Source organism: Halomonas sp. DP1Y21-3, assembly GCF_019801245.1.
GTDB lineage: Bacteria > Pseudomonadota > Gammaproteobacteria > Pseudomonadales > Halomonadaceae > Halomonas > Halomonas litopenaei.
Genome location: NZ_JAHVJM010000003.1, coordinates 563,787 through 582,640, shown reverse-complemented (window position 1 = coordinate 582,640; position 18,854 = coordinate 563,787). Strand labels below are relative to the sequence as shown.

Below are 18,854 nucleotides of genomic sequence, written 5' to 3'. Positions count from 1 at the left end.
GATAAGGAAGAGAGAAAGAGAGAGTAAGAAAGGAAGGAAGTTAGGAAGGAAGGAGGTTAGAAAGGAAGGGGGGAGGAAGGAGAGAAGGAGAGAAGGAGAGAAGGAGAGAAGGAGAGAAGGAGAGAAGGAGAGAAGAAAGCACCAATCACTGTTGTCTATACAGCATTTGCTCCCTTGGAAACTGTTGTCTGTTTCAGCACTGACGCTCACCCCAGAAGGCATGGTGGTGGGCCGCACTGCCGATATCCCGGGCCTTTTCCAACGCCCGTTGGGCCATGCGATGGGTTTCCCGCGGAGACTCCAGCAACCGGACGAGGCAGCGCTGCCAATCCGCGGGATCATCATCGACCAGCAGTCCATCTTCTCCGTCGCTGACGATATTGCTGTAGGGGGCACGCCTGCTGAAGAGACCCACACCACCCATGGCGGCAATCTCCAGAAACTTGATATGGGACTTGGCAGTGTTGAACGTTGTCGGCCACAAGGGAGCCAGCCCCAGATGCAACCGCGAACCTTTCAAGTGCCTCAGATAGGTATGCCAGGCCATGGGGGCGAGCGCGCCCACACGATCATGCTGACGCAAGGATTGCGGAGTGTAGCGCCCCATTGCCACTTCCAGCATCAGTCCCGAGTGGGCCTCGAGAACGCTGACCAGTGCCGAGCTGATTTGCTCCAGATCCCGCCGGTGGGCCCGCGTACCGTGGTAACCCAATCGCCATCCCGTCGATGTTGCCTCGGGGGTGGCCATCTCCGGGGAAAAAAGCAGCGCAGGTGCCAGCGTCACCACCCGGGAGTGGCGCGGCCTGATTCGTGCCGCCAGCTCCTCGTTTGGTACGACGACTTCGTCGGCCAGGGCCAGCAGCCTGGGCATAATCCGGCGCGACACCCACCCCATACGCTCACGATAGCCCGTCGGTAAGCCAGGATCCCTGGCGGCAGCATCAAGATCATCATCCAGCAGGTAATGTACGCTGGCGACCTGAGCTCGGCGCGTCTCCAGCAGATCGATCCAGGCTTCGGACAGGCTTCGACAAACGATGATCTGTGCCCCGGCCAAGGTGCGATCCAGCCAGGGCCAGCACAGCAGAGGAGACGCCCACCGACGGGTATCAAGGCGAGTCACTGTCGCACCTGCATAGCGAAGCCAGGGCGCAGCCGTCGCCATGAAGTAGATGTCCTCGGTGGGCAGAGCCCCATCACTCAGCAACAGCCAGCGAGAACCACAAATGCCAGAACCCCGGGCCGTGGTGAACGCCTCTCAACGCAGAGAAAAATCCTCGTGAACCAGCGTCAGATTGGGGTTGTAGGCCGGATCCCGATCAAGCTGCTCACCCCAGGTGTGGCGCATGTAGAGTACCTCTCCGATGGCCCTGGCTCGCTTGCTGGCATTGTCATCGGCACCACGCGACTCGGATTCGTGGTGATAGAGTTCGGCGTCGGGCGTCCATACGTTTCGATAACCCGCCTCCCGAACCTTTAGACACAGGTCCACATCATTGAAAGCGATCGGCAAATCTCGCGCGTTGAGGCCGCCCACCTGCCGATAGAGCGCCTTGCGTATCAACAAGCAGGCACCGGTCACCGCAGAGTAATTCTGCGCTAGCGCCAGGCGAGAAAAATACCCGTTGGCATGGCGGCTGAAGTACTTGTGAGCGTGGCCCGCAACGCCCCCGATACCCAACACGACACCGGCGTGCTGGATGGTATCGTTGGGATAATAGAGCTTGGCGCCGACACAACCGATGTCCGGCCGCACGACGTGCCGCACCATTTCCTCGAGCCACTCTTCGTTGATGGGTTCAATATCGTTATTGATAAGTCCGAGCACATCACCACGTGCGTGATACGCTCCGAAATTGTTGATGCCGGAATAGTTGAAGCGATGGTTCCAGGCCAGAATCCTGACCCGGGGGTCTCCCTTGCCGATCTCGGCCAGATAAGCCAGTGTCTCTTCGCATCGCGTCCCGTTGTCGAGGATCAGCACCTCAAGCCTGGAATAGCGGGTACGAGACAGGATCGCATCGACGCATGGTGCCAACAGATCGACACGATCACGCGTAGGGATCATCAGGCTGACCAGCGGGAGCGGATCCGGCAGAGGCCAGCGGACACGATAGGTATTGGGCAGGCGCCCAAGCTCGACGGTGGCGCCGGGGCTGCTTCGTGCCAGATGGTCGGCGACCGCTCGCAGCCCTGCACGGGACGTATAATCCTTGGCGTTGCTGGTCATCGCCGTGGAGCCGGGACTGGCACGCCAATGATAGAGAATCCTGGGAATATGGACGATGCGATCAGGCTCTGTGTGGGCACAGACTCTCAGGGCCAGATCATGGTCCTGGCTGCCCTCCAGCCCCTTGCGGAAGCCTCCCAGTTGCCGTACCAGCGCGGTGTCGAAGACACTCAAGTGCGCCATGTAGTTCTGGGCCAGCAGCAGATCAGGATTGAAGCAGGGCTTGAAGTGAGGTTCGCAGCGTACACCACGCTGATCCACCTTGTCTTCGTCGCTGTACACCAGCACCGGTCGTGGTGAGCGACTCAGCGCCTCGGCGACATAGCTCAAGGCACACGGAGTCAGCAGGTCATCATGGTCCAGTAGCGCCACGTAGGGTCCAGCGGCCATGCTCAAGGCCGCGTTGGAGGCCTCACAGACATGGCCATTAGTTTTCTGGCGACGCAGAACTATTCGAGAATCGCGACCCTCAAATTGCTCCAGCAACACTATGACTTCGCGGTTTCTGGAGGCGTCATCAACGATACAGAGTTGCCAATGATCATAGTCCTGGCGAAGCACAGACTCGAGACAGTCTTTCAGATGTTCCGGCGCAGGATCATGTACCGGCAGCAAGATCGACACAATCGGCCTGAACGTATTCGTCCTGGCTTCAACTGCGGTGTCCACACATGACTGCGCAGCTCGCTCGGCAGCAGCACAACGACGCTCGAGCGCCAGGCTACGGCGGCGTTCATCCTTGCCCCGCCACCCGTCAAGCCCACCACGAATCTCGTCCAGCTCAGCTCTTCTATTCCTGGAACGACACCCACCTTCGAGCGCCGAGACCATAGAGGTCTTGTCGCAATCATCCGAACTACTATCCGAACTACTATCTGAACTGCTATCCGAATTCTTATCCCATCCGCGCTCACGCAGCCATTGCACATAGCTTCGTCCCGAGCAGAATCGTTCGAACGTTTCCTCGTAGTCCGACAGGGCAAGGTCGCGCCAACAGGTGCCGTCCTGGAGGGCGCGGTGGCGAAGCACTCCCAACACTTCCTGCTTCGACACATCACGCCAGCGATGGTGCATATTGACCAGACGCTGGCTCAGGCGATCATGCGCGAACCAGGGAGAGAGCCAGACGACGCGAAAGTGGCGGATCGCAAAGTATCCCGGCGACTCCATCGGGTCGAATCTCAACCGGCGCAGTCGCCGCTTCACGTAGATCAACCGCTTGGTAATACGTCCACCCTTGAGCGGAAGGGTCAACGACTCGTCTTCACTGAAGCCTTCCCCCGTATCGAAGTAAAGCCTGACAGCAACGCTATGCTGGTCGTGGTCCAGGTCCAGCTCCACCATATGCCAGCCAGGCAACGGTAGGTGCCGACACAGCAGGAACTGGGGGTCTTCATCCAGCGACTCCCACTCCCAGTCCCCTCCACTCGCCTGCTGTCTCAGGCCATGATGAGGCTGCCAGTGTCGCTGAGGCTGAACGACCAGGTGGCACAGATCGAGAAGACCTTTCAGCCACGACCGTGTTCCGCCACCTCGATTGGCACCTTCCATACCCGCCGCTCAGTTGCTGGCCACAGCGACTCGACGCGGCCCCGGCGGGAACCATTGTCCGGTCTCGGCAACACGACACTGGACCCTGTCACCCGCAGACAGATTCACCTTCAGCTGGAAGCCGACATAGCCGCCACGGGGAAGCTTCAAGCGAGCCATGGACGGACGGAGCTGGGTGGCCGACACAGTGTCGCGATGTTCGTCATTGACCCAGACTTCGACGTCCACCGGGGTATCAGCACCACCTTCCCACCAGGCCCACCCCCCCACCCGCTCGGCATCGAACTGCGTCAGTCGAGCGTGAGCAAAGGGGAGATTGTCGCGATAGAGCTGGATGCGCGATTCGAATAGCTTGCGACAACGCTCGTAGAGCGCCAGATCCAGCGGGTTGAGTTTGCGGAACTCCTGTTCATCCTCCGGCGCGATGTCATGCAATTCGCCCACCTGCGGCTTCCCCCGGTTGTCCTCACGCTGGGCGATATCGATGCCAAAGCGAGCATTGATCAACTCCAGGCTCTCCGAGTAGCGTTCGGTCAAGCCGACCATCCCGATCGCCTCGACATCGACCCCCTTGAAGATGCTCGACTGGCGATCAAGCATCAGAGGAATCTTCATGAAGTCGCGGAAGCTGCCCTTGTACTGATGAATCCGCTGAAAGTGCGAATACTCGGAAGCCGCCCGCTGCAACGGTTCGCGAACAAAGGTCACCGCGCGATCGACGCCACACAGCGGGACATACTTGGCCGCGGTGACGTGTCCTGCCAGCATCATCGCCTGGTTGTCCAGGCTCCTGCGATACAGGCGCCAAGGATCGGGGGACTCGCCATACATGCACTCGCGTGTCAGGACGCTGGTCTGAGATGCATCCTGGCCGTAGTCATAGACGATCTTGTCGAAGCCAAAGGCGCGCTCAGCACCGTGACGAAAACTGGTTCCCGCCGTCTTGGGTATATGTACGAAAAACAAGGGTTTCATGGTGGAGTCTCCTGACAAAAGCGCCGCAGGAATCAGTCCTGCGGCGCGGCGTGGCAAAAGGGATAGGGGAAGACGACACGGGATCCGGTGGCGGAGCCACCTCCACACTCCGGACGCGTCACGATGTGCCGACAACAAGATCACTCCCCCCCACCAGCACTGAAGCATTGGCATGGAGAGAAACGGTCACATGATCGCCTTCTTTCAAAGGCGCCGGATGCAGCCAGCGAAACCCGCAATAACCATCCACGGATTTGCCGGAACGTCGTAGATCGGGTCGATAGAACCCCACCCTTGCACGCCCCGCGTGAACACCATTGACGAAGATGTTCACTGCCAGACCACTGGCCTTGCCGTTGCGGTCCGTCACCCAACCACAGACTGCGTTGGCGTCAAAATGATCGATGGCTCCCACCAAAGGGCGATCTAGCACGGTGCGCTCTGCCAGACGCTGTTTCAGCGCCGACATCTCCCGAGCCAGGCGGGCAAGCTTGCCGGCCTGGAACTCATGAGCAACGTCGTTGATGTCGTAACGTCCGAAATATGCCTCGCCCTTGTCGAAGTTGGCGCCTCGCGTAGCACTCCCCCTCAATCGCTTGCGCGAGAACTCCTCACGCGACTTCACCGCGTAATGGTGAACCCGAAGCGGTCCCTGATGGATCGACCGCGTACGCCCACCACGTGGGTCCGACTCACCACTGCCGTCCGGCGAGCCAACGAAGTCCTCGATCACGTCCCCTGTGGCATCGACATATTTCCAGGCCGATACCAGGGTAGAGGAATGACAATAGGGCGCCTTGACATGGTCGACGCGTACCAGGCTCTTGGTGTGACAATCTGCGCTCGCGCCTGGTGCAGTGCCACAACGGGTGAAACGTTGCAGTACCGGTTCAGATCCCGCCTCTTCAAGCCCCGAGGAGCCGAAGCATTTCCAGTTCACACTGACGCTTCCCACATCACCCGACGCCACCAGCCTTTCCAGCTCGCGACATTCCTCACCGTGACGCTGGCTTTCGTGCACAAGAAACTCATCGGCATCGAGAAACATGACGTAGTCATGCTTTCCCAGAGCCAGCCCAAGGATGCGACGATAGGCCAACTGCTGCGACCTGCGCTCAAGCACCGGCTGGTACAGCAGGCTGACCTCTCCCAGATCTGCCAGCGCTTCGAGCAAAGAGCGGGTGCCGTCGTCGGAACCGTTGTCGGCCAGAATGACATGCCCAAACCCGGCAAGCCGATGCCAAGCTACCCACTCGACAAGGTAATCCACCTCATTGCGGACGATACCGGCAACACAGAACTTCGCCATCTCTAGCCCACCCTGACCGGAGAGTTGCCAAGATCGACAACGTCGTTCACTACTCTGGCTCTGACACTGGCGTCCTCGCTCAAGCTTTCACCGGCAGGAAGGGTGAAGGTGAAGCCACATGGCTCGTTCGCGGGAGCACCGCCACCGGGGTTCGGTTCGTTCGCCACCACCACACCCACGGACCGGTCATCAACAAAAACTTCTACCTCAGCATGCTGTTTCTTGTGTACATAGCGCGCCCAACCGCTGACACGTCGTGAATCACATGAAAGAAGTTTTCCCTGTGACTTGGTGATCCGGGTTGCCTCTATATAGTCTTCTGGTTCAGGATCGATAAAGGCCAGTGCCGTCTGGTGTTCCTCCTGCGAGGGAGAAATTCCGCAAAAGGACTCGAGAGTGGAAAGAAAGGCTTCGGGATAAGCACTGGCCTTTTCGTAGGAGACGAGCATGGCACGCGGAGACTTCTGCCTGACAAAGCGAAGCGTCTTTCTATACTGTGACAGCGCTCTGTCCATGCCCTCGGTAATTTCGGCCAACATGGAAATAGAATTCCGCTGCGCTATTGAAAGAATATCCTTGTAGATAAACACATACCTGGCATTCGGCAATAGAGCGTCTACTTCATCCAGATGGTCGATGATGGAAGGTCGCTTCCAGCCCCAGCGGGTGTACCTGGTCTGGTACTCCTTCACAATCAAAGCTGTCTGAGCCATGTCCTGCTTTTCGAAAGCCTCGGAAAGTCTGACGTCTTCGTACACAGGGTGTGAGGCACGGTCGCCCATGAAGACGCCAAGCTTGGCCAACACGCCAGCGACCATCGAGGTCCCGCCTCGCGCGGTTCCAATGACGATGATAGGAGATGGCATCTTGTCATCCTGGTCCCCTATGACCACGACTCCCTTGTTGATCAAGGCATCATTCTTGGGCATGTCCCCTCCTGGGATACGTAGTTTCTCCGAATACGACGACCCATCAAGAAAGCCATCAACGACCTCCGATGGAGAAGTCTTCTCGGCTTCTTGTGAGGCAAGGGCTGTAGCTGGGGTCGTGTTCGATTATTTTTCCCCAGGCCTTCTGCATGTAATCTATCTCGGTGTTGAATCTGGCAACTTTTTCTGGGTTATCTTCTGCTCCACGACTGATGGATTCGTGGTGATACAATTCAGCGTATGGGGTCCAGATATTACGATACCCGGCATCGAGCACCTTCAGGCAGAAATCAACGTCATTGAAAGCGACCTTGAGGTCCTGTTCGTTCAGGCCTCCGACTTCCTCATACACCGACTTTCTCACGAGCAGACACGCCGCTGTCACGGCAGATACAGACTGGACCACCTTCAAACGGTTGAAATAACCGCCGGACTCTCGAGGAAAGTGCTTGTGAGAGTGCCCTGCTACTCCGCCAAGCCCAACGATGACGCCTGCGTGCTGAATGGTGTCATTCCCATAGTATAGTTTTGCGCCGACACAGCCGACATCCTCGCGACAGGCATGAGAAACCATCTCCCGGAGCCAGTCTCCATTGATCACTTCAACATCATTATTTACCAAACCAATGATGCTTCCCTTGGCATGCTCTGCACCAAAATTATTGATAGCTGAGTAGTTGAAGGGGTGGTCGTACCTGAGAACGCTTACCCTGGAGTCTTCAGCCTGAATTTTTTCAAAAAATTCATGCGTCTCAGGCTCTACACTGCCATTATCAAGGAGAATAATCTCGTAGTCTGTATAACGTGACTTCTCCAGGATGCTGCGCACTGCCAGCTCTGTGACGTCCTTCTTGTCTCTCGTAGGAATCAACATGCTCACCAACGGTGCCGGCTCAGGAATAGGCCAACGCACACGATAGGTATTTCCCACAATCCCCTGCTCTACAATCGCACGCCCATCTGCTATTCCTTCAATATGGTCTTTCAGCGCCTTTACACCAGCTGAGGTCGTGTAATCCTTGCCCTCTTCAGCCAGTGCTGTCGAACCCTCGATAGCGCGCCAGTGATAGAGAACTCTGGAAACGTGGGAAATTGAGCCAGCGGTCAGGTGTGGTATGCAACGCAGCACCAGATCATAGTCTTGCGATCCCTCTACCCCGACTCGAAAACCCCCAATTTTCTCGATCAACGAGCGTCGATATACGCCCAGATGAGAAACATAGTTTTGCGAATAGAGAAGGTCGATGTTCCAGTCTGGCTTGAAGTGAGGCTCGCAGCGCATGCCCTGAACATCGATCTTGTCTTCATCACTGTAGATCAACTGGGCATCGGGATTCTTTTCCAGCTCTTTTGCAATAAAGTACAACGCATCTCTGGCCAATTCATCATCGTGATCGAGCAATGCCAGATAGTCACCAGTGGCCATCGACAGGGCGTCATTAGTTGTCTTGGAAATATGCCCATTATCCGGCCGAAAATGTATTTTTACGCGTTTATCTTTGCTGGCATAGTGCCTGAGGACTTTTTCGACATGTGGTGATGGAGAGGCATCATCCACAAGGCAAAGCTCCCAGTGGGGATAAGACTGTGCGATGACCGAGTCGATGCAAGCTTTCAGAAGCGTTTCATCGGTATTGTAAACCGGCACCAACACCGAAATTAATGCAGGACTCTCAAGGCCCTCAAGATAGCTGCGGATGGTTTCAGAGCTCGGCAGGCCATTGACTTCTACCTCATCTATCCATTTCTGGTAGGAGAGTTCGGCCTCGTTGACAATAAAGGTTTCCGCGTACTCTTCGAGAAGGCGGGTCTCGCGTGCGGCGTCGTCCTCGGCATCCGCCAACTCGGCTTTCTTTGCCGTCCCGTCACCTTCATCCGTTTCCGGAGCAGATCTACCCACTCCCGCAAGGACCTCGGCCTTTTTCAAGTCCATGTACTCAGGAGCAGTCTCGACAAGACGCCCGGCAATCGCATCCCAAGCCTCTTCGGCATCGACATTGTCGATGCATAGTCGCTCCAGACGGAAGCTTCCTTCCCGCTCCCATGGGTCAAAGCGTATGTTGACAATACTTCGCTCAAGCTGAATCACCCTTGTCGCCAGTTTCCCTGACTGGAAGGGTATGGGATAGGCGTGAGTTTCACTGAAGCCCTCTCCGTGATCGATATATAGCTTGGCGACCTGGTGCTGATACTCGCCACTGAGAACAAATTCGATACGACACCACCCAGGCTCGATGACTCGACCTCGGCGATGACGAACGACGAAGGCCGGATCGGTACCGTGGGAACGCCAATGGAACTCCCCTTCCAGGCGGCGCTCGAGCTGCTGGGCAGCGGCAAGCGTAAATTCACAGCCTTCGCAGCACTTCAGATATCCATCCAGCCCCGACCAAGGGTGCGGAATCTGTGGCGTCTCGATCTTTTTCAGCACCGGATCCTCCAACCGGAACTCTCCAGGTCGAGTCATCGGGTCCAGCCGCAATGCCTGTGTTCCCATCGGCAAGTAAATGACCAGGCTCTGGTGGCCGCTCTTTTCCACATGACGGGCCCACACGATATCTGCCTGGAAACCATCGCCATAATCAATATAGAGACACTGATCCACTGCCTGAGTCGCCGAAAAGTCGTATTCGAGACTGAACCATCCACCTTGGCGAAGCACAGCGGGATTGATCGGGGTGAGCAGGAACTGTGGATCTCCACCGCGAGATACCCAGACCACCTTGTTATTGCGGGTCATCAGCTCCAGTTCATGGATCGGCAGCAAGTCCATGCGGGAGCATTTTTTGATGTACTTGTGATACAACCCACCGAGATCTCTCAGCGGTTTGGTCGCTCGCCAACTGAAGGAAGTCTGCATTCGCCTCAGGCGTGCCGACAACGCCAGTGTAGCCAAGTGTGGTGATTGCGAAGAGGGAGGGCCGCTTCTTGGTTCATGTTCTACCACGTCTACTTCCTCAGGCAATTACTAGTAGCCAGGAGCCTCGACAAACGACATCCCTCGAGCATCCTTATCGGAAACTCGTGGCTCAATGTTGTCCAATGGCCAGTCGATTGACAGGATAGTATCTGCCCAGTGCACCGACATTTCGTCTGAAGGCGCGTAATAGTCAGTACACTTGTATACAAACTCGGCATCGTCACTGGTAACGTAGAAACCATGTGCAAATCCAGGTGGTACCCAGAGCATCTGCCGGTTGTCTTCGTTCAAGAAAACGCCTACCCACTTACCATAGGTGGCACTGGACGTTCGCATATCAACGGCTACGTCGAATACCTCTCCCCTGATTACTCTCACCAGCTTTCCCTGGGGATGCTTCAGCTGATAATGCAGTCCCCTGAGTATCGAGCGACTCGACCTACTATGGTTGTCCTGAACAAACTTGTGTTCACCACAGACTTCATCAAATGTTTCCTGGCGAAAGGTTTCCATAAAGAAACCTCTTTCGTCACCTAACACTTTTGGCGTAAATAGCACGACATCAGGAATAGCCAGCCTTTCAACTTTCATGCACGTCACCTCCACCATCAGGTAGCCTTGTCACTGACCAACAGCCTTCGCGGCCAGAAGCTGTAGCAGGTATTCCCCGTATCCTGTCTTGGAAAGGCTGTTTGCCTGTGAAAGCAGGAACTCGTCACTGATCCAGCCTTGAGTCCAGGCAATCTCTTCCAGACACGCTATCTTCAGCCCCTGTCGATGTTCGACTGTCTGCACGTACTGCGCTGCCTCAAGTAAACTGTCATGAGTACCTGTATCCAACCAGGCAAATCCTCTCCCCAAACGCTCTACGTGAAGTTCACCACGGTGTAGATATTCATTGTTGATCGAGGTTATCTCCAACTCTCCCCGAGCCGATGGCTTGACGCTCCGCGCGATGTCCACCACGGAGTTGTCATAAAAGTACAAGCCCGTCACCGCATAGGATGACTTTGGTTTTTTGGGCTTTTCCTCAATAGAGACCGCACGCCCTTTCTCATCAAAATCGACAACACCAAAGCGTTCCGGGTCTTTGACGAAATAGCCGAACACTGTGGCACCTCGAGCCTGGTCGGAGGCTCTCAGAAGTTGCTCGGAAAAGTGTTGTCCGTGGAAGATATTATCGCCAAGGACGAGACAGACAGGAGAATCACCAATAAACTTCTCGCCGATAATAAAAGCCTGGGCCAGTCCCTCTGGCTTTGGCTGCTCTGCGTAGGACAAGGAAACACCAAATTGGTCACCGGTACCGAGCAACTGACGGTAGACCGGTAGATCATCCGGTGTAGATATCACCAGTATTTCTCTTATTCCTGCCAACATTAGCACCGAGAGCGGATAGTAGATCATCGGCTTGTCGTAGACAGGGAGAAGCTGTTTTGAGACCCCATGGGTAATGGGGTGAAGTCTCGTACCGGAGCCTCCGGCAAGGATGATTCCCTTCCGATTCATGGCGGTAACCTCTAGTTTTCGGACAACGCCTTGCGGCGGCAGGCCTACCTTAGATAGTCCTTCATGGTGAGAGACAACTGTCCCCTCCAGTCAGGGAGCGAGATGTCGAAGGCGTTCTCAAGACGAGAGACCGACAGCCGGGAGTTGGGTGGACGCTTTGCTGGTGTGGGATAGTCCTTCGTCGCCAGACGAGACAGCTGGTCGTCGCAGAGCATGAGAGGAAGGCCGTGCAGACGGGCGAGACGAAAAATCTCTCGGGCAAAGTCATACCAGGACACGAAACCCCGTGGTGCCAGATGGTAGAGCCCGGTCAGTTCGGGACGAGAGCGGTAGACTTGCCACGCATGCAAGGTCACGTCAGCAATCAGGCGTGCGGGCGTAGGGGCCCCTACCTGGTCGTCGACAATTGCCAGGGACGCCCGCTCCCGCCCCAGACGCAGCATGGTCTTCATGAAGTTGTTGCCCCTGGCACTGTAAACCCAACTTGTCCGGAAGATTTGTGCGTCGCATCTACTGGCGAGCACCGCCTCGTCGCCGGCAAGCTTGGACTGGCCGTAGCAAGATAAAGGGTCGGTTGGACTATCTTCCGTCCAGGGCCGAATGCCATCGCCTGGATAGACGTAGTCGCTGGAATAGTGCGTCAACAGTGCCCCGTGATCGGCACAATAGCGTGCGAGACAGCCAGGCAGCTCTGCATTGAGTCGAAAGGCAGTCGCCGTATCGGTCTCTGCCTGGTCCACCGCGGTGTAGGCAGCAGCATTGATCACCCACTGGGGGCGATAGTGGTCCAGACAGCGTTTCACCGCATCAAGGTCGGTCAGATCCAGGGTCCTGCGGTCAGGCGCATGAAGATCCAGATGGATGGCTAGCGCCTTGTGAAGCTCATGGCCCACCTGGCCCGAGGCACCAAGCAAGAGCCCACTCATGACAACACCCCCAGGCGCTCGGCCCGGTAGCTACCATCCTGCACCGCCTTCCACCACGACTCGTTGGCCAGATACCAGGACACTGTCTTGCGAAGGCCAGACTCGAAAGTCTCTCGTGGCTCCCAGGCCAACGTGTGCTGAATGTAGGATGCATCGATGGCATAGCGCCGGTCGTGGCCAGGCCTGTCGGCGACGTAGGTGATCAGATCACGATATTCGCCCTTGTCCGGAGCCATTTCCGTCAACAGGTCACAGATTGTGTGTACCACTTCGAGGTTGGTTTTCTCGTTATGGCCGCCAATGTTGTAGGTATCTCCAACCTTTCCCTCACTGGCAACCAGCACCAGGGCGCGCGCATGGTCCTCGACGTAGAGCCAGTCTCGTACCTGTCCACCATCACCGTAGACAGGAAGAGCCTCTCCATGCAGCGCATTGAGGATCATCAGAGGAATCAGTTTTTCAGGAAAGTGAAACGGACCATAGTTGTTTGAACAATTGGTCACCAGGCAAGGCAAGCCATAGGTGCGCGTCCACGCCCGCACCAGGTGATCCGATCCCGCCTTGCTGGCCGAGTAGGGCGAACTAGGCGCGTAGGGGGTCTGTTCGGTGAACAGGCTGCCATCATTCTCGAGGTCTCCGTAGACTTCGTCGGTGGAGATGTGGTGAAACCGAAAACCATCGGCCTTGTCGCTGTCCTGTTGCCTGATTCCTTCCCAGTACCCGCGTACCGCCTCGAGCAATACCAGAGTGCCCACCACATTGGTCTGAATAAAGGCGCGAGGCCCGTCGATGGAGCGATCAACGTGGCTTTCAGCGGCCAGATGCATCACCACATCGGGGCGGTACTTGTCCAGAATTCTGCTCATTGCCGCGCCATCACAGATGTCCGCTCTCTCGAAGATATAGCGAGGATCGGAGGCGACAGACGCAACGGATGCCAGATTGCCGGCATAGGTCAGCTTGTCCACATTGACGACACGATGAGGGGTGTGGGTAATCAACTCCCTCACCACGGCCGAGCCGATAAAACCGGCACCACCGGTCACGAGAAACGTCTTGATCATGAAAGAACCCCGAGAGGACTGGAAATTCTGCCCGCCCCGCCAGGGAGGACGCTAGAAATGGCATACGGGCGGGAAGGAAGAGAGGATGACAGGAAGCGTGAGCCCTGAGCTCTTCAACATGAAGGGCTTCATTGCGGCAGCCGTCCGACGACAGCTATCGGTAGTTGCATCAGGAAGAGCGTCAGTCTCTGTGGTCCTGGACGATCAGCCACAGCATGCTGGCAATGAAGGCAAGGAACAGAGTGACGATCACAAAGATGGTCAGGTTGTAGAGGCGCTCTGGACGCGTGGCGTACTCGGGCAATAGAGGGCTCTGCAAGATACTGATCTGCTTAAGCTTGCGAGCAGCCTCGATGCGCGTGCCCTCCAATGCACCGAGAGCGCTGGCATAGGTCTCCTGGGCAAAGCGAGCCCGCAGCTCGAGCCGCTGATACTCGGAGGACAGGCGGTTGAGGGAGTCTCCTGTGGCCTTTGCCAGTCGCTCACGCTCCTGATCGATCTGACGACGCAACGCAGTGATTTCGCTCTCGACTCTCACCATGTCCGATGAACGCTGGCTGGAAAAGCTGGCCAAGGCGCTACGCCGGGCTTCCAGTCTTGCCAGCTCACCTTCCAGACTGGCCACCACCTGGTTGAGGCTGTCCACCGTCGAGGTAGGAGACACCAGACCATGCTCGTTCTGATAGTCCAGGAGATCCGTGCGCGTCTGATCCAACCGATCGGACAGGCGCTCTACCTGAAGCTCGAGGAACCGTACCTGATCCTGAGCCAGGCGCTGCCCCATGGCATTCATGTGCGCTTCACCTTCCGCCAGTAAAAGCGAGGTCAGTTGCTGGGCAAACTCGGGAGAGAAGCCCTGGACCTCCAGCTTCAGGACCCCTGCGTAGTCATCGAGCGTTACCTCTACGCGACTCAGGTAATACTCATGAAGGTCTTCGATGGGAGCCTCGGCGTCCCACAGACGAGCAGGAAAGTCACCGTTCTCACTGTAATGAGACCTCAGGTCGAGCCGTTCATCAGCCTTCTTGAGCATATCCACAGAAAGCAGATACTCCCGCAAAAGCAACATATCGCTATCGACGCTGGCACCGGAAAGCAGGCTCGAGAAGTCGAAGGTTGGGGCAGCGATCTGTGGGCTTTCAAGTACCACGACGGCCTCGGATACGTACCGATCCTCGGCCCAGACTAGCCAGTAGAAGGACATGGCCAATATCGACAGGCAGGCAAATGCCCAATGGGGCTGCCGAGCAATCCATCGCAACATTATCTTGGCTTCCTTGCTGGAGCGACGTCGCGGGGCATCCGGACGCCTCTGAATGCGAGCACCACCGTCGGGATCTAGTCCTCAGTGAGCGACGCCTTGCCATCGCCTGGTGGCTACCGTTCTTTCTTCTCGGACCCCTTCTCCGAATCCTTCCGCGAATCCTTCCCCGAATCGTCCTTGCTGCTCGCGGGTGCGGCCCGCTTTTTCGTCTGTACCGCGCGACGAACCTCATGCAAGCGCTGCTTCGCCAGGTGAAGGCGAGCGATGAGCTCCTGACGGACCCTCGGGTCGACCAGTTCGTCTGCGTTCTCACGCCCCATCTCCAGAGCATCGAGGCGCTTCTGGATACGCTCCAGCTGCTGTCTGCGCTTGCCCAGCAATGCCTTGAGCGTATCCAGGGACATTGTGTCGATACCCGGTGTCGGCGCAGGTGACGGATACCGGGGTGCTTGCGGCTCGCCATCGTGGCGTGGCCCATTGCCGGGGCCGCCGGTGGCCTTGGCCTTGGCCTTGCTGTCACTGTCCTGGTGATAGCTGCGAATGGCGTCTCTGATATCGTCAAACCAGAACGCCTCGCCATGCTTCAGATAGATGCCTGCCTGGCACAGTTCGCGCAGTATGCCTTCGCTGTGGGAGACCATGACCAGGCTTGCGCGATTGACCCTGTCCTTGAAGGCACGGGTCGCCTTGGCCTTGAATACCCGATCGCCCACCGAGGTCGCCTCGTCAGACAGATAGACATCGAAATCAAACGCCAGCGACAGACCAAAATTGAGTCGCGCACGCATCCCGGAGGAGTAAGTACGAATCGGGTCATCGAAGGCCGGCCCGAGCTCTGCAAATTCCTGCACCTTGTCGATGATGGCTCCGACGTCACGACCACCACCATGGACACGGGCAACAAACTTGACGTTCTGACGGCCACTCAAGGCCCCCTGAAAACCTCCGGCCAGTCCCATCGGCCAGGAGACCCGAGCATCGCGCCGGATAGAGCCCCTTTCAGCCGTATCCATGCCGGCAATCAATCGCAGCAGGGTCGACTTTCCCGCGCCATTTCTCCCCAACACTCCAACGCTTACGCCGTGGGGGATGGTCAGGTTGATATCCTTCAACACCCAGTCCCTGACCTTGTGATGGTGATAGCGCTTGTAGAGGTGTTCTATCTGGATCATTGCGCCATCAGCCGATGTCGAAACCGAAGGTGTAGCATCAATCCTAGTGACAGCAGTGCCAGCGTCACCATCCAGTAATAGGGGGCACTGGTACCAGGGACCTGCCAATACCCTTCAAAAAAACCGCCACGTAGTCGCTCCAGACCATGAACAATCGGGTTGAGCAACAGGTACTCACGCATCCAGTGGGGCATGTGATGGATCGGGAAAATGACACCGGATAGGATCAACAATGGCATGATCATCATCCGTAGCACGATCGCCACCTCGGCGATGAGGGTGGCAAGCACGGAGACAATTAGCCCAAGCGCCAGGCCCAGCAGCCAGAGCGAGAGCCACCACGCCAGTGCCAACAGGGCGTCGTCAGGTGCCAGCGCCTCGACCTTGAGCAACATGCCGCCGAAGATGAACAAGAGAAATATCAGTGATCGCAGAAGCCCCTCCAGGGCGTTGCGCACCAACACCGGGTCCACGGGCCTGACCTGCCGATAGGCGAACAGCGCCTGGTTGGCCTTGATGGCTCCCAGCCCTCTAATCATCCCTTCGCGAACCAGAAAAAATCCCATCAGTCCGACCACCATCCATGGGATGAAAGGGGCTCCCACGATAAGGGCGTCTCCGCGGATGAGACTGCGGATGGCCACCATGATCAGTGTGAAGAACACAGGTTCCGCGATCATCCAGAACCAGCCCAGGCGATCCGACATGGTGCGCGCAATGGCCTCTCGCAGGAACATGGCGTACCAGACGCTACGCGTCACCACCCAAGGGTGGCGTTGCACGGAGTTGCCAATCATCGACATGCTGCCCCCCTCTAGAGATCGATCGCCACCTTGGTGGCCACGGCAATCTGATAAAGGATCTGGGTCAGGCTGGTTGCCAACTGAAGATTCTTGGTGGGGACAGCCGGCATCACCAGAATCTCGTCTCCTGCACGCAGGGTGATATCGTCGGCATTCCGCACCGCGCCGTTCTGGCGAACCACCAATATGTTGTCCTCATCGCCACGCTGGGTAAGACCACCTGCGGCATCAAGATAGTGGTCGAGACCAGAACCCGGCTGATAGACCACCGCCTGTGGCACGACCACCTCTCCGCTGATGAGCACCGAATCCATGGCCTCCGGCAACGTGATGACGTCACCGTCCTGCAACCGAATGTCGGCAACCCCTTGATCACTGGCGACCACCAGTCGACCGCTGGGTTCGAGCTGTCGCGCCCGCGCCACAAACATCTGAATCAGCTCGGCCTCGCGAATCCTGATTCTGGCCTCCTCATCGGTGGATGACGATGTTCCCAGATAGGTCGTTTCCAGACGACGGAGACTATCCTCGAGCGCCTCTTTCTGCTGCCGTGCTACGCTTTCTCGGCGAATCGACACATTGTGGCTGGCCGACATGTCGGACAGGATGGCGACGGCGTCCAGCAACTCTCCGAGCCGGGCATCCCGCGGCAGGGCAAACCTCGACGGGCCCAGAAAACTCCCCTCGAGGGCAACCACGATGGTGCCTTCCTGATGATCTGCATTGAAGATCACCTCATCACCAGGCTGGACCTGGCGCGCGAGAAATTCGTCGAGCGTCAGGTAGGTGGCAACCGGGCCTGTTGCACGCTCTCCGCGCAGCAATACGTGAGACACACCACTCTTCAGGCGGGCCAGGCTTACCAGATCGCTGCCACTCAACTGGCCAGACTGTAGTTCGTATCGGTAGGCGCGTTCCACATCACCGGTCACCGCGATGGAGGGGCCTCGTTCACCCACCACGATAGTATCGCCGTCGCGCAACTGAGGCCGAGCGATCCTGCCATCCAGCAAAAAGTCGTAGAGATCGAAGCTGGCCAGGCGTTGCCCCTGACGCATCAGGCTGATGCTGCGATAGCTGCCAAGGGCGTTGTCGATCCCCCCGGCCTGATCGAGAAAGTACAGAATCGAATCCGAGGGGGTGCCCGCGTAACGTCCAGGGCTGTGCACATAGCCGGTGACATAGACACCGACGGGCTGAACGCCTTGCAGGTTGGTGTACACCTGCACGTTCTCGGGATAGATGCTCTGGATCGCTTCTCGAACCCGAGCATCCAACTGGCCATGACTCATTCCCTGCACGGCGAGGGGGCCGATCGACGGGAGAAAGATATTGCCTTGGGCATCCACGGGCACCACTCGATCGAATTCCACCGCCCCCCATGCTCTCAGGGTGACCTGATCACCAGGTTTGATGCGATAGTCACGGTTGAGCCCATCTGCCATGGTGCCTCGAAACCCACCGGTAAAGAGGTTGGCGCCAAAGGGAGGAAGCAGTTCCACATCGATCGGTGACGGTATCGAGGGCGGCCCGTAGCGATCGTTGCTCCAGTTGGCGCGAGGCGAGTCATTGATCGTCCCTTCATCCGTCTGCTCCCGAGCCTGAGGCAAGATATCGTCCGGCAGAGCAATACCCTGCGCAGCGACCGAGTTCGCCATCGACCAGCTCACCATCAGCAACAACACAGGCAACGCCAGCCGTCTTGCCAGATACAGCACCGCCCTGCCGAGCCGTTCATCCATGATCGTCATCACCAGGTCTCCGCTCCGTTGTACAGCGCCGTTACCAGGCGACTGGTAAACCAGGCGCCTTCTCCCGACTTGCAGGCAACGGCCGCCAGTCGATCCCCGTTGCTCCGGCGAGTCACTGTCAAGTGACGACATATGCGCCTGCTGGCAGAGAAGTAGGGGGAGTCAGCCACCACCTCCACATTCGCTCCCCAGGGGCTACTCGATAGTGTGGTGGCGCTCCCGGCGGGGGTTTGGGCAAGAAACCGCGACAAGTCGCTGGAGGCAGGGATCCCGGAAGGCTCGCTCATGATCCCCTGGGCACTGTTCGGCTGGGTAAGCGGACGCTGAACACAGCCGGTGATCAGCACCGTAGCAAGAAGAAGCGTGACCGTGGCACCCCGGCGAAAGACGCTTTTCCTCGAAAGGCCCGAGGCCCTTTCAGGCGCCCTTCCATCGGCTGAAATCGACCTTA

General features: G+C 57.4%; 15 protein-coding genes. All 15 read right to left on the bottom strand.

The window, feature by feature from the left end:
* Positions 1 to 193 precede the first annotated feature (193 nt).
* The 15 genes from KUV74_RS20990 to KUV74_RS21070 all read right to left on the bottom strand — a co-directional run bounded on the left by KUV74_RS20990 (position 194) and on the right by KUV74_RS21070 (position 18,690).
* The gene (locus KUV74_RS20990) at positions 194 to 1,123 is read right to left on the bottom strand and encodes a glycosyltransferase (protein WP_222516340.1); all 930 of its coding nucleotides are present in this window, start codon (positions 1,121 to 1,123) and stop codon (positions 194 to 196) included.
* A 135-nt stretch (positions 1,124 to 1,258) separates the two neighbouring features.
* Complete coding sequence (locus tag KUV74_RS11275; protein WP_222516339.1) at positions 1,259 to 3,781, bottom strand: glycosyltransferase family 2 protein; 2,523 nt, start codon at positions 3,779 to 3,781, stop codon at positions 1,259 to 1,261.
* Between the two features lie 9 nt (positions 3,782 to 3,790).
* On the bottom strand, positions 3,791 to 4,756 hold the full coding sequence (locus KUV74_RS11270; RefSeq protein WP_045992418.1) for a sulfotransferase family 2 domain-containing protein: 966 nt from the start codon (positions 4,754 to 4,756) through the stop codon (positions 3,791 to 3,793).
* Between the two features lie 118 nt (positions 4,757 to 4,874).
* Positions 4,875 to 6,065, bottom strand: a complete 1,191-nt coding sequence (locus tag KUV74_RS11265; protein ID WP_222516338.1) for a glycosyltransferase family 2 protein — start codon at positions 6,063 to 6,065, stop codon at positions 4,875 to 4,877.
* Between the two features lie 2 nt (positions 6,066 to 6,067).
* Positions 6,068 to 6,994: a sulfotransferase gene (locus KUV74_RS11260; protein ID WP_124804634.1), complete on the bottom strand. Its 927-nt coding sequence runs from the start codon at positions 6,992 to 6,994 to the stop codon at positions 6,068 to 6,070.
* 55 nt (positions 6,995 to 7,049) lie between these two features.
* Positions 7,050 to 9,854, bottom strand: coding sequence for a glycosyltransferase family 2 protein (locus tag KUV74_RS11255; protein WP_222516337.1), 2,805 nt, complete (start codon positions 9,852 to 9,854; stop codon positions 7,050 to 7,052).
* A gap of 108 nt (positions 9,855 to 9,962) precedes the next feature.
* A complete protein-coding gene (gene rfbC / locus KUV74_RS11250) occupies positions 9,963 to 10,505 on the bottom strand; it encodes a dTDP-4-dehydrorhamnose 3,5-epimerase (protein WP_222516336.1) in 543 nt (180 codons plus the stop codon).
* A 30-nt stretch (positions 10,506 to 10,535) separates the two neighbouring features.
* A complete protein-coding gene (gene rfbA / locus KUV74_RS11245) occupies positions 10,536 to 11,423 on the bottom strand; it encodes a glucose-1-phosphate thymidylyltransferase RfbA (RefSeq protein ID WP_222516335.1) in 888 nt (295 codons plus the stop codon).
* A gap of 44 nt (positions 11,424 to 11,467) precedes the next feature.
* Positions 11,468 to 12,349: a dTDP-4-dehydrorhamnose reductase gene (gene rfbD / locus KUV74_RS11240; protein ID WP_222516334.1), complete on the bottom strand. Its 882-nt coding sequence runs from the start codon at positions 12,347 to 12,349 to the stop codon at positions 11,468 to 11,470.
* Positions 12,346 to 13,413: a dTDP-glucose 4,6-dehydratase gene (rfbB, locus tag KUV74_RS11235; protein ID WP_261395325.1), complete on the bottom strand. Its 1,068-nt coding sequence runs from the start codon at positions 13,411 to 13,413 to the stop codon at positions 12,346 to 12,348. The genes rfbD and rfbB overlap by 4 nt, the downstream gene beginning before the upstream one ends.
* 181 nt (positions 13,414 to 13,594) lie before the next feature.
* Positions 13,595 to 14,677, bottom strand: a complete 1,083-nt coding sequence (locus tag KUV74_RS11230) for a chain-length determining protein (protein ID WP_045992425.1) — start codon at positions 14,675 to 14,677, stop codon at positions 13,595 to 13,597.
* A gap of 113 nt (positions 14,678 to 14,790) precedes the next feature.
* Positions 14,791 to 15,849, bottom strand: a complete 1,059-nt coding sequence (locus tag KUV74_RS11225) for an ABC transporter ATP-binding protein (protein ID WP_222516333.1) — start codon at positions 15,847 to 15,849, stop codon at positions 14,791 to 14,793.
* Entirely contained in the window at positions 15,846 to 16,652 is an 807-nt protein-coding gene (locus tag KUV74_RS11220; RefSeq protein WP_108132080.1) for an ABC transporter permease, read from the bottom strand. Before KUV74_RS11220 ends, KUV74_RS11225 begins: the two co-directional genes overlap by 4 nt.
* 11 nt (positions 16,653 to 16,663) lie before the next feature.
* Entirely contained in the window at positions 16,664 to 18,310 is a 1,647-nt protein-coding gene (locus KUV74_RS11215; protein WP_375038063.1) for a polysaccharide biosynthesis/export family protein, read from the bottom strand.
* A 92-nt stretch (positions 18,311 to 18,402) separates the two neighbouring features.
* A complete protein-coding gene (locus KUV74_RS21070; RefSeq protein WP_221621186.1) occupies positions 18,403 to 18,690 on the bottom strand; it encodes a DVU3141 family protein in 288 nt (95 codons plus the stop codon).
* Positions 18,691 to 18,854 lie beyond the last annotated feature (164 nt).